The organism is Roseofilum acuticapitatum BLCC-M154 (genome assembly GCF_030068475.1).
GTDB classification, from domain to species: Bacteria; Cyanobacteriota; Cyanobacteriia; order Cyanobacteriales; family Desertifilaceae; genus Roseofilum; species Roseofilum acuticapitatum.
Genome location: NZ_JAQOSP010000124.1, coordinates 1 through 12,327 on the forward strand (window position 1 = coordinate 1; position 12,327 = coordinate 12,327).

The window sequence follows — 12,327 nt, forward strand, 5'->3', positions numbered from 1 at the left end:
AACGACACCGATGTAGATGGAGACCTAGACCCCAGCACCGTAGATTTAGACCCCAGCACTCCAGGTATTCAAGACACCTTGACCGTTCCTGGAGAAGGCACCTTTAGTGTAGATAATGCGGGTAACGTCACCTTCGACCCCGACCCCACCTTTGTAGGAACAGCAACCATCCCCTACACCGTTAACGACAGTGCCGGGAACACCTCAAATGAAGCCGATATCTCCGTTACGGTTACGGGTACAAATAATAACCCACCAGATACTCAAAATAAGCTATCTGAAACAATTCCTAATGATGAACCTGCTCCAGTTCCCACTCTGACCGCCACTGACCCAGATGTTGGGGATACCATTGATTCCTTTACTATCACCAGTATTCCTGACTCTAGTCAAGGGCAGCTTTTACTCAATGGCAATCCAGTTACGGTTAACCAACAACTGACTCCAGAGGAAGCAGCACAACTGGTATTTGACCCCAATCCTAGCTTCACTGGGGATGTTACCTTTAAATACACGGCAACCGATAACAATGGTAATACCGACGCAACTCCAGCTACAGTTACCATCCCAGTAGTAGCACCAACCCCTACAAACCCACCAGAGGCACAGAATAAAACCGGAGACACCCGTCCCAATGATGAACCCTCTCCAGTACCAACCCTAACGGCGACTGACCCAGATAATGATGTCTCGTTCTTTACAGTAACCGAGCTACCACCAACCAATCAGGGAACCCTGTTATATAACGGAGAGCCAGTAGAAGTAGGGCAAATCTTTACTCCAGAGCAAGCAGCACAGTTGGTATTTGACCCTAATCCGGACTTTACTGGAGATGCCACATTTAAATATACAGCCACAGATGAGGCCGGTAATACTGACCAAACTCCAGCAACGGTCACGTTACCTCTAGTCGAACCGACAACCACCAATCCCCCAGAGGCGCAAGATAAGAATGGGCCGGTGCGTCCTAATGACGAACCTTCTCCAGTGCCGACGCTCACCGGGACAGACCCGGATAATGATGTGTCGTTCTTCACGGTAACGACGATTCCACCAGCGAGTCAGGGGACTCTGTTCTACAATGGTGTGCCGGTACAAGAGGGACAGAAGTTTACTCCAGAGCAAGCTGGACAACTGATATTTAATCCCAATCCTAGCTTTACAGGGGATGTAACGTTTAATTATACGGTGACGGATGAAGCGGGTAATACTGACCTGACTCCAGCAACGGTGACTTTACCTCTAGTGGCTCCCACACCGACTAACCCACCAGAGGCTCAAGATAAGAATGGGCCGGTACGTCCCAATGATGAACCGAGTCCTGTGCCGACTTTGACCGGAACAGACCCAGATGGAGATGTTTCGTTCTTTACGGTAACGAATATTCCTCCAGCGAGTCAGGGAACTCTGTTCTACAACGGGGAACCGGTGAAACCGGGTGATACGTTTACTCCAGAGCAAGCAGGACAACTGGTGTTTAATCCCAATCCTAGCTTTACAGGGGATGTAACGTTTAATTATACGGTGACGGATGAAGCGGGTAATACTGACCCAACTCCAGCAACGGTGACTTTACCTCTAGTGGCTCCCACACCGACTAATCCACCAGAGGCACTGGATAGGAGTGGGCCGGTACGTCCGAATAATGAGCCTTCTCCAGTGCCAACTTTGACGGGAACTGACCCGGATGGTGATGTTTCCTTCTTTACGGTGACTACGCTGCCGCCGCCGTCTCAAGGAACTCTGTTCTACAATGGTGTGCCGGTACAAGAGGGACAGAAGTTTACTCCGGAACAGGCGGGGCAATTGGTATTTAATCCGAATCCTAATTTTACGGGAAATGCCACATTTAACTATACAGCTACGGATAGTGTAGGGAATACGGACTTAACTCCGGCGACAGTAACTCTACCGGTAGCGGCCTCTGTGATAACTGCGCCACCAGAGGCTCAGGATAAAACGGCTCCTATTCGCCCGAATAATGAACCGAGTCCTGTGCCGACGCTGACGGGAACTGATCCGGATGGTGATGTCTCGTTCTTTACGGTGAGTTCTATTCCGACACCACAACAAGGGACTCTATTTTATAAGGGTGTGCCGGTACAACCGGGACAGACGTTTACGCCAGACCAGGCGGGGGAACTGGTATTTCAGCCTAATCCTAATTTTACTGGGGATGTAACGTTTGATTATACGGTAACGGATTCCGTAGGAAATACTGATCAAAGTCCGGCAAAAGTGACTTTACCGGTGTCTGGCCCATCGACAACACTACCCCCGGAGGCGATTGATAGAAGTGGGCCGATTCGCCCGAATAATGAACCGAGTCCTGTGCCAACGCTGATCGGAACTGACCCAGATGGTGATGTTTCGTTCTTTACGGTGACTTCTATTCCGACACCGGAACAAGGAACACTGTTTTATAACGGTGTGCCGGTAAAACCGGGACAGACGTTTACGCCAGAGCAGGCGGGTCAACTGATTTTTAGTCCTAATCCTAATTTTGCTGGGAATGTAACGTTTAATTATACGGTGACTGATGGGGTGGGGAATACCGACCCGACTCCGGCTACGGTGACTTTACCGATTCAAGCGGCGACTTCTAGTGTGCCGCCGGTTCCGCAGAGTGTGCAGGAACAACCTGTCCCGAATAATACCCCTAGTCCAGTGACGGCGCTGAGTGCGTTTGACCCGGATGGTGAGGTGGCGTTGATTGAAATTAGTTCTACACCAACTGCGGCTCAAGGGACGTTGTTTTATAAGGGTGAACCGGTGAAGGTGGGCGATCGCTTTACGCCGGATCAGGCTCGTCAATTGGTGTTCGATCCGAATCCGACATTTACGGGTAATGTACAATTCCAGTTTGATGCGATCGATAATGGAGGAAATCGGAGTACCAATCCGGGAACGGTGACGATTCCTGTGCTGGGTGCAACTCCTACAGCTCCTCCTGTGGCGAATCCAGCCACCAGTGAACCCATCGCTCAAGGCACTAGCGAACCCGCGTCTGTACCAACTCTGACGGGTTCAGACCCAGATGGAATTGTTTCTTTCTTTACGATTGGGACTCCACCCACGCCGGAACAGGGAACCTTATTCCTCAATGGAGAACCGGTGGTTGCCGGACAATTGCTGACTCCAGAGCAAGCGAGTCAACTGACGTTTGTTCCTAATCCGAATTTTACCGGAGATGCCACGTTTACATTTCTAACCACGGATGAACGAGGTAATGTGAGCGCGGTTCCTGGGGTGATTACCCTGCCTGTGGTGGGAGAAACAGCAGGGGTGACTCCCCAACCGGATGGAGGTGTGCCACCGTTTATTCCAATTGGCAGTTTTGTGCCATCAGGCGCTGGGCAAACCATTACTGAAGTGATCGAAACCACTTCAACCCTGTCGTTTTTGGGATTTGACTGGGGGGCAATTCTAGGAATCGGGGCCCATCTGGATTGTATCGATCAGCCTTGGGAGTTTTATGCCCCTTCGGAAGCGCGGGTGAATTATACGATCGCCGAACAAGACTTTTTCGGAACCGAACAGGCGGAACTGCTGCGAGCAGATCATGTGAATAACCGCATCTATGGCTATGGTGGCTATGACTTGATCATGGCTTATCAAGGGGATGATACGGTGTTTGCCGGAACGGGTAATGATACGGCCTATGGGGGGAGATATCACGATATTCTGCTGGGTCAGGAAGGGTTTGATATTCTGTTTGGCGATCAAGATAATGATACGATCTTTGGCGGCCCGGATGACGATCAGCTCTATGGCGGTCAACAGAATGATTGGCTGTTGGGGGGATTGGGTAATGATACGGCAATCGGCGATCGCGATAATGATTGGGTGTTTGGGGAAGAAGGTTATGATTCCCTGATGGGCCATTTCAACCAGGATATTATCTTTGGCGGTCTCAATAGTGACACAATTCACGGGGGACAGGGTTGGGATATCTTGTTTGGGGGTCAACACCCGGATACGGTCTTTGGAGATTTAGGCAATGATACGGTGCATGGCAATCTGGGTAATGATTGTCTGATGGGGGGGATGCACCGAGATTGGATCTATGGCGATCAAAACCGGGATGTGATCCACGCAGGACAAGGCCATGATGTGGTGTTTGGGGGTCAAGATGAGGATACGGTGTTTGGCGATCGCCACAATGATACGATTTCTGGAGATGATGGGGATGATTCCCTGATGGGGAATACCTGTTATGACGTGATGTTTGGCGATCGCGGTAATGATACGATGCATGGGGGACAACAAACCGACCTCATGTTTGGCGGACAAAATGAGGACTCCATGTTTGGAGACCGGGGTCGGGATGTGGTATCAGGCGATCGCGGTTTTGATATCCTGTTTGGTAACCTGGGCGGCGACTTTATGTTTGGGGGGACTGAACGAGATACGATTTTCGCAGGTCAAGACGATGATTGGGCCTATGGCGGTCAAGATAGCGATCTCGTCAGTGGCGATCGCGGTAATGATATTGTATCGGGCGATCGCGGTAGTGATTATCTCTTCGGCAATCAAGATAATGATACGATCTATGGCTGCACCGAAGCGGATTGGATACATGGGGGACAACAAAATGATGTCCTGTATGGAGGAAAAGATAACGATACCTTAAACGGCGATCGCAATAACGACGTTTTATTCGGTGACCTCGATAACGACTCCCTGCTCGGAAACCAGAATCTAGACATTCTCTCTGGTGGAGCCGGTAATGATATCCTCTTTGGAGGACAAGACGAAGACACCCTTTATGGAAATCAAGGGGATGACACCCTCAGTGGTGATTTAGGTAAAGATCTCCTCTTTGGTGGAGAAGGAATCGATCTATTTGTCCTCCGCACCGGATCGGCTGCCAATGATATTCCTTCAGCCGATATTGTGGGAGACTTCCAAATTGGCTTAGACTTTATTGGTCTGACTGGAGGATTAACCTTCGTCGATGTTACTTTAGAGGTTTTGAACAATACCACCCTGATTAAAATCACTCAAACCAATCAAGTTTTGGGTATAGTCAATGGCGTAACTCCAGATCAACTCATTCCAGCGCTTATTCCGGTCGATATTGGTTTAGTTTAATCATCAAGAAACAGCCCTTATCCAATTAATTAGAGCGTCAAAATAAATCCCGGTAAAACGCTTTCTCCAGATAGCCGATCGGGATTTTCTAAAATTTCTACCTCTTGACCAGGGCGATAAATTTCCACTTGCCCTGAACGGGGAATAATCAGCCATCCTAAACGAGTTCCATTGTCTCGATATTCTGCCATTTTCTGTTGTGTGGATTTGAAACTATCGCTAGGAGACAATAATTCAATCACAAAATCTGGACACAGGGGAAGAAATGCCTTCCGTTCTGCTGAGGTTAACCGATCCCAACGCTCTTTCGGTATCCAAGCAGCATCAGGAGAACGATCTGCACCATTGGGTAACTTAAAACCGGTGGAAGAGTCAAAAACTAGGCCCAGTTGAGTCTGCTCATTCCAGATCCACAGTTGTGCTGTGATACCCGCATTACGGTTACCCGTTTCTCCTCCGGTCGGTGGCATAATAATTAATTCTCCATTAGCATTGCGCTCAAATCTTAAATTGCGGTTATCCTGACAGAGTTGGAAAAATTGCTCGTCAGTCATGTGAATTGAGTTTAAGTTCAGGGTAAGAGCAGTCATAATCGAATCGAGAGTTGAAAAACTTTCGCCATTGTATGATGACTTATTATAGATCTTCCTAAAAATCATGCATAATTTCATTCCACCCCATCGCTTTTTTCCCTATCTAACCTGGACAGAAATTCGGGATATGCCCAATAAAGAGAATGTGGTGATTGTGCAACCGGTAGGGGCGATCGAGCAACATGGGCCGCACTTACCCTTAATTGTCGATGCGGCGATCGCCACCGGAGTCCTCGGTAAAGCACTCGAAAAACTCCCTGAGCATATCCCCGTCTACGCCCTACCTACGCAATATTACGGTAAATCCAACGAACATATAAATTTTCCTGGAACCATTACCCTCACGGCTCAAACCCTGCTCTCGGTACTTAAAGAAGTGGGAGAAAGCATCTATCGTGCCGGTTTTCGCAAACTGGTTTTTCTCAATGCCCATGGAGGACAGCCAGAGGTCATTAACATTATCGCCCGCGACTTGCATATCCAATACCCGGATCTAATGGTTTTTCCCCTCTTTGTGTGGCGAGTTCCCAACGCATCTGGCGAACTGCTGAAAAATCAGGAACATCCGGAACTGAGTATTCACGCCGATCTGGGCGAAACTAGCCTTTTGCTGTCCCTACTCCCAGAGCAGGTGCATATGGAGCGAGCGGTAAAAGAATATCCCCAAGGCTTACCCCCAGAAGATAGCCTACTGTCGATGGAAGGCAAGCTACCCTTTGCTTGGGCAACCCATGAACTGAGTAAAAGTGGAGTATTCGGCGATCCGACGGGGGCAACCTCAGAAATTGGCGATCGCCTCCTCGACTCCCTGGCTCAAAGTTGGGCCAAAGTGTTGCAAGATATCTATCATTTTTCTCAACCCAACCTAGGATAACCATCGCCAATTTTGCCTCCCTCGCTCAAAATTGGAGCATCAGGTGGTGCAAGTGGCGAACTAACCTACCCTAACTGGCCCAAACCCTGATAAAATAAAGACTTTACTTCCCTGTCCTCCCTGCTAACGTAGCCAAAAACCCGATTGCTATCACCATCGGGTAAACATCAATGTTAGGATTGCCACAGAGAAGAAACGAAAAAGAAGTGTCTATAGAAAGGTAACGAATGGCATGGTAGAGATAGACAAGTCAATATCCTTTGACGGACGGGATATTCGGCTAAAAGTGGGAATTCTTGCGCCTCAAGCTGGTGGTTCAGTTCTGATCCAATCGGGAGATACGGCAGTTTTAGTTACTGCAACTCGTGCAGCAGCACGGGAAGGAATCGATTTTCTACCCCTACTGGTTGACTATGAAGAGCGACTCTATGCTGCCGGACGAGTTCCAGGTGGTTTCTTGCGTCGGGAAGGAAAACCGTCAGAAAAAGCTATATTAACCAGTCGCTTAATCGATCGCCCCTTGCGTCCCCTGTTTCCATCCTGGTTACGGGATGATATCCAAGTTGTGGCCACGACCCTATCCATGGATGACCGGGTTCCCCCCGATATTTTAGCGGTCACGGGCGCATCTCTAGCAGTGATGTTAGCGAAAATCCCCTTTAACGGGCCGATGGCTGCGGTGCGAGTGGGCTTAGTCGGGGATGATTTTGTGATTAACCCCACCTATACAGAAGTGGAAAATGGTGACCTCGATCTCGTTGTAGCGGGATCGCCCGATGGGGTGATCATGGTGGAATCGGGAGCTAATCAATTGCCCGAACAGGATATCATTGAGGCGATCGATTTTGGGTACGAAGCGGTTTGCGACTTGATCAATGCCCAACGGGAATTAATGGCGGACATGGGGATCGAATTAGTGACGGAAGAACCGCCAGCAGAAGACCCGACCCTGACTAATTTTATTAGCGATCGCGGCACAGAGAAAATCAAAGGAGTTCTCTCCCAATTCGACCTGGATAAACCCACCCGCGATCAACTCCTTGATGAAATTCAAGCCACCGAAGTTTCTGAGGCGATCGCCCAATTAGCCGAAGATAACCCCATTCGTCAAGCCGCAGAAGCCAATGATAAGGCGATCGGCAAAACCTTCAAAAGCTTGACCAAAAAACTGATGCGTAAACAAATCGTAGATGATGGCGTGCGCGTCGATGGTCGCAAACTTGATGAAGTGCGCCCCATCTCCTGCATGGTGGGCTTATTACCGCCCAGGGTTCATGGTAGCGCCCTCTTCAACCGAGGATTAACCCAAGTGATGTCTATCGTCACCCTGGGAACCTCCGGGGATGCCCAAGAACTCGATGACCTCCATCCCGATGCCCAAAAACGGTATATCCATCACTATAACTTCCCCCCCTACTCCGTCGGCGAAACCAAACCCATGCGATCGCCCGGCCGTCGGGAAATTGGCCACGGCGCTCTGGCCGAACGAGCAATCATCCCCATATTGCCCGCAAGAGAAGACTTCCCTTATGTGATTCGCGTCGTCTCCGAAGTCCTGTCCTCCAACGGCTCTACCTCTATGGGATCGGTCTGTGGCTCCACCCTGAGCCTGATGGATGCCGGTGTCCCCATCTCTAAACCCGTGAGTGGTGCAGCCATGGGCCTGATTAAAGAAGGGGATGAAGTCCGAATTCTCACCGATATCCAAGGCATCGAAGACTTTCTCGGCGACATGGACTTTAAAGTGGCCGGGACAGACTCCGGGATTACCGCCCTGCAACTGGATATGAAAATCACTGGCTTGCCCGTAAGCGTCATTGCCGATGCCATCAAACAAGCCAAACCCGCCCGGTTGCACATTCTAGAAAAGATGATGGCTACCATCAGCACCCCCCGCCAGGACTTGTCCTCCTATGCTCCCCGGATCATTAGTTTCAAAATTGACCCAGATAAAATTGGCTTGGTCATTGGCCCCGGTGGCAAAACCATTAAGGGCATTACCGAACAAACGGGCGCTAAAGTCGATATCGAAGATGATGGCACAGTCATGGTCTATAGTTCGGATGCAGACAAAGCCAAACAAGCCCAGTTCATGATTGAAAGCATGACTAAAACCCTCAGTGCTGGAGAGGTTTATCTGGGTAAAGTGACTCGCATTATCCAAATTGGAGCCTTTGTAGAATTCCTTCCGGGTAAAGAAGGGATGATCCATATTTCCCAATTGGAAGATCGACGAGTGGGTAAGGTCGAAGATGTGGTTGCCGTCGGCGATGAAGTGATTGTTAAAGTCCGCGAGATTGACAACAAAGGACGAGTGAATCTGACGCGCTTAGGCATTCATCCCGAAGAAGCCGAACGGGCCCGGCAAGAAGCCAAATCGTTTTAGAGGAAGATTGAGAAGGCGATCGCCGACTGTTCATTAGGATAGGGGAGGAATCGGAGAAAACAGGTTTCGATTCCTCGCCAATAGCACAAAAAACTTATCCTGACTTGCATACTCAGGGCTGTCAAAGAAAGAAAAGATTATTGGTCAGCATCCCCTAGTATGAGTCACTATAGTTTATTGGCCCTGAGTCTACTCGCCCAAGGAACATTAGCCGATCTCGGCGACGGACTGCTCAGAGTTCCCCAAATCGATGAGTTAGACCCTCCCGTACCCCAGACTTTCTCTGAAGAGTCTTTGATCGGGATCGTTGAGAACATTTTGCAGACTTTGCCCACTGTGGATGACTTTCAACCCCAGTTTAGTTCTGTGGGTAGGGGGGTTCAGTCGAGTTGGAGTCAACCGCCAATTTTACCGCTCTTTCCTCCTCAACCAAGGGTTGCCCCAATGCCGGTCAACTGGCGACCGGTATCGGGAATGCAGCTCTATCAACAACGACTGGCTGCATTGCAAGCAGGCCAGATCTATACTCGTCTACCTACCGATAGTTTTGCCGATCGCGCCCTAAAAGCCACAGAACAGCCGACTCATCAACAATGGCAGTGGTTATTAGAGCTAGAAGCTAAGGCGATCGCCACCGGTCAAGGCCATAATCGCTTAAATGTCTTGGTGGGAGACTCCCTCAGCGTTTGGTTTCCCCATGACCAACTCCCCCAAGGTAAATTATGGCTTAATCAAAGTGTGTCTGGAGAAGCAACCGGCCATATCCTCAAACGGTTGCATTTCCTCAAACCCACCCAACCCGATCGCATCTTTGTCTTAGCGGGAGTTAATGACTTGCGTCAGGGAGTCACCGATGAGGTGATTATCCAGAATTGGCGCACCTTGGTGCAAACCTTGCGTCAACAACACCCCCATGCAGAAATTATCCTGCAATCCCTGTTACCCACTCGGTTAGCAGCCATTCCCAATGACCGTATTCGTCACCTCAATGAGCATTTAGCGGCGATCGCCCATCAACAGGGAGCGACCTATCTCGACCTCTATACCCGCTTTACCGACGACCAAGGAAACCTAGACCGCAACCTCACAACCGATGGTATTCATCTGAGTCGTCAGGGTTACAGCGTTTGGCAACAGGTTCTCGAAGAGTATGAAAATCCCCAAATCCTAGATCGGAGCTATCATGCTGCCGATGTTCATCCGGAGATGGGGGGATAGGGGGATAGGGGGATGGGGAGATGGGGAGATACCCATTACCCATCGACCTATGCTATCATATAGATGGTGTATAGATGCTTGGCTATGACCTCCAAACGTAAGTTAGTCACCTTTAAGACCGACGAAAAACTCTGGAAAGACTTCAAAGCAGTTTGTGGTAAAACAACAGCCACAGAAGCCTTTATCAACTTCATGATGCGTTGTGTCGAACAGGGGGTACTGCCCTCTGACCAACCGACTCCCGAACAGCACGCAGCCTTAGAGCAAAGGGTAGCCACCTTAGAAACTCTGGCGATCCAAGGGCAAGAACAACTCTCAGCGTTAGCCCAAGAAATCACTCAATTTAAAATTGATTTTGCTGACCATTTTCCCAAAAAATGACCCCTCTTCATCCAGGAGTTAAAAACTATGCGGACAACTGAGAAAACGACTTTAGTCATTGATAACTTTTTAAACGATATCCCTTTTATTGGGATTATCAAATCGATTATTTACTGAACTCATTTGAAGCAGAAGAATTATTATCTCGGTTGGAAACTCATTTAAAAGGAAGCTATTGCTGGCAAGAAATTGGATATATAGTTGATTCAATTAAGGTTGAGACACTCACAAGTAGGGTGGGCAGTGCCCACCTTACACATTGAGTTACATCATGTCTCATTGTTATTTAAATTGACTATAGAACAGAAATTCGCCAATATACTCCCTTAGAGCAACGGGTCAATTGAAGAAGCGATCTGAGGCAATCAGGGGTAAAATCGGCAAGGTTGCTTAACGGCTTTTTGTAATAGAGTCTGATACTGGGGATTGCTAATAATATAAGCACCGAATCGGGCTAAGTGGGGATTCATCATCTGCGCGTCAAAGATTGTAAATTGGCGATCGCGCAACCACTCCACTAATTTAACCATGGCGACTTTGGAGCCATCGGGAATCTGAAAAAACATGGATTCCCCGATAAATGCTCCACCAATGACAATCCCTAAAATGCCTCCAGCCAGGGTATCATTCTGCCAAGTTTCAAAACTATGGGCCCATCCAACGCGGTGGAGAGCATAATAAACTTGTTTAAGCTGTGGGGAAATCCAGGTGGAGGGGCGATCGGCACAACCTTCTACAACTGCCTCAAAATCGCGGTTAATGGCAACAGAAAAGCGATTTTGATTCAGAACTCGTTGCAGAGATTTCGGATATCGAAAGCGATCGTCGAGGGGGATCAGAGTACGAGCATTACTCGAATACCAACCTAAAGCTGAGGAATCTTCATGATCCTCATCATTAGCCATCAAAAACATGCCTTGGCGATACCCGTCGATAATTAAGGGGATATCATAATCCATAATAGTCTATTATAATACGTCCATCTGAAGGCACAACCCGATATGACTGAACCGATTCAACCGATTACTTTACCTCTAGCTGGAGATGCTCAACAGGAGGGACAGTGGTTGCAAAAAAACCTGCATCAGTGGCTCGATCGAGAGTTTCTACCGGAACCGGTTAATCATCAAATTGCCCAACGAGCCACCCAAGTCTATGTCAGACATCGATTGGAAGGGGAAACGGATCTCGGTTCCCTGGTGATTGCCATTGTCACTGAAATGCAGGGATTTGATTTTTCTGAAAGCTTTTATGGCGAGTTTGCGATCGCCAATGCGGTTAGCGATCTCTTGCTGCAAAGTCTAGGGATTGATACTTGTTGTGGTCAAGGCTAGGGATTGGCAACCAATCCCTTCCCTGATCTCCATCTACCAACTCGATTTAACCACACCGGGTAATAGTCCCTCATGGGCCATTTCCCGAATCACATGGCGAGATAGGCCAAAATCGCGGTAATATCCTCTGGAACGGCCCGTAGCCCAACAGCGATTACGCAAACGACTGGGAGCGCTATTGCGGGGAAGACGTTGGATTTGACGATGGAGTTCAAATTTTTCCCCTGGATCATCGGCTTTCCGGAACTGCTCAACTAACTCTTGACGCTTCTGAGCATACTTCTGTACTAACCTTTGGCGTTTCTTTTCCCGCTCGATCATACCCTTTTTAGCCATGGGTAATTGATTTACCTCTGTTTTTAAGACACCATCTTTCATTATAGCACGGCCCTTAGATTGTCGCCACTATCTGGGTCAAAAACTTAAAAGTTAACCATTATCCCTTCT

General features: G+C 48.7%; 9 protein-coding genes. 6 read left to right on the top strand and 3 right to left on the bottom strand.

Annotated features, from left to right (window positions below; genetic code table 11):
• Nucleotides 1–5,094, top strand: a 5,094-nt coding sequence (locus PMG71_RS19820) for an Ig-like domain-containing protein (RefSeq protein ID WP_283755453.1), incomplete at its 5' end; no start/stop codon positions are given.
• Nucleotides 5,095–5,123: 29 nt separating this feature from the next.
• Here the strand turns inward: PMG71_RS19820 and PMG71_RS19825 are convergent.
• Complete coding sequence (locus PMG71_RS19825) at nt 5,124–5,684, bottom strand: Uma2 family endonuclease (protein WP_283755454.1); 561 nt, start codon at nt 5,682–5,684, stop codon at nt 5,124–5,126.
• 67 nt (nt 5,685–5,751) lie between these two features.
• On the opposite strand from PMG71_RS19825, the gene PMG71_RS19830 reads away from it, so the two are divergent.
• The 4 genes from PMG71_RS19830 (at nt 5,752) to PMG71_RS19845 (ending at nt 10,546) form a co-directional block, all read left to right on the top strand.
• Complete coding sequence (locus PMG71_RS19830) at nt 5,752–6,561, top strand: creatininase family protein (RefSeq protein ID WP_283755455.1); 810 nt, start codon at nt 5,752–5,754, stop codon at nt 6,559–6,561.
• Between the two features lie 232 nt (nt 6,562–6,793).
• Nucleotides 6,794–8,947: a polyribonucleotide nucleotidyltransferase gene (locus tag PMG71_RS19835; protein ID WP_283755456.1), complete on the top strand. Its 2,154-nt coding sequence runs from the start codon at nt 6,794–6,796 to the stop codon at nt 8,945–8,947.
• Between the two features lie 159 nt (nt 8,948–9,106).
• Nucleotides 9,107–10,165, top strand: coding sequence for a GDSL-type esterase/lipase family protein (locus PMG71_RS19840; RefSeq protein WP_283755457.1), 1,059 nt, complete (start codon nt 9,107–9,109; stop codon nt 10,163–10,165).
• A gap of 84 nt (nt 10,166–10,249) precedes the next feature.
• Nucleotides 10,250–10,546, top strand: coding sequence for a hypothetical protein (locus PMG71_RS19845; protein WP_283755458.1), 297 nt, complete (start codon nt 10,250–10,252; stop codon nt 10,544–10,546).
• Nucleotides 10,547–10,911: 365 nt separating this feature from the next.
• Here PMG71_RS19845 and aat read toward each other — a convergent pair whose 3' ends face one another.
• Nucleotides 10,912–11,505: a leucyl/phenylalanyl-tRNA--protein transferase gene (aat, locus tag PMG71_RS19850; RefSeq protein WP_283755459.1), complete on the bottom strand. Its 594-nt coding sequence runs from the start codon at nt 11,503–11,505 to the stop codon at nt 10,912–10,914.
• A gap of 42 nt (nt 11,506–11,547) precedes the next feature.
• On the opposite strand from aat, the gene PMG71_RS19855 reads away from it, so the two are divergent.
• Nucleotides 11,548–11,880 (top strand): hypothetical protein, encoded by a 333-nt coding sequence (locus tag PMG71_RS19855; protein WP_283755460.1) that lies wholly within the window; start codon nt 11,548–11,550, stop codon nt 11,878–11,880.
• A gap of 33 nt (nt 11,881–11,913) precedes the next feature.
• Here the strand turns inward: PMG71_RS19855 and rpsN are convergent, their stop codons facing one another.
• On the bottom strand, nt 11,914–12,216 hold the full coding sequence (gene rpsN / locus PMG71_RS19860) for a 30S ribosomal protein S14 (RefSeq protein WP_283755461.1): 303 nt from the start codon (nt 12,214–12,216) through the stop codon (nt 11,914–11,916).
• Nucleotides 12,217–12,327 lie beyond the last annotated feature (111 nt).

What these genes read in the sequence shown, in the direction of transcription:
- PMG71_RS19825 (WP_283755454.1), bottom strand. Translation starts at nt 5,684, where the DNA reads ATGACTGCTCTTACCCTGAACTTAAACTCAATTCACATGACTGACGAG.
- PMG71_RS19830 (WP_283755455.1), top strand. Translation starts at nt 5,752, where the DNA reads ATGCATAATTTCATTCCACCCCATCGCTTTTTTCCCTATCTAACCTGG.
- PMG71_RS19835 (WP_283755456.1), top strand. Translation starts at nt 6,794, where the DNA reads ATGGTAGAGATAGACAAGTCAATATCCTTTGACGGACGGGATATTCGG.
- PMG71_RS19840 (WP_283755457.1), top strand. Translation starts at nt 9,107, where the DNA reads ATGAGTCACTATAGTTTATTGGCCCTGAGTCTACTCGCCCAAGGAACA.
- PMG71_RS19845 (WP_283755458.1), top strand. Translation starts at nt 10,250, where the DNA reads ATGACCTCCAAACGTAAGTTAGTCACCTTTAAGACCGACGAAAAACTC.
- aat (WP_283755459.1), bottom strand. Translation starts at nt 11,505, where the DNA reads ATGGATTATGATATCCCCTTAATTATCGACGGGTATCGCCAAGGCATG.
- PMG71_RS19855 (WP_283755460.1), top strand. Translation starts at nt 11,548, where the DNA reads ATGACTGAACCGATTCAACCGATTACTTTACCTCTAGCTGGAGATGCT.
- rpsN (WP_283755461.1), bottom strand. Translation starts at nt 12,216, where the DNA reads ATGGCTAAAAAGGGTATGATCGAGCGGGAAAAGAAACGCCAAAGGTTA.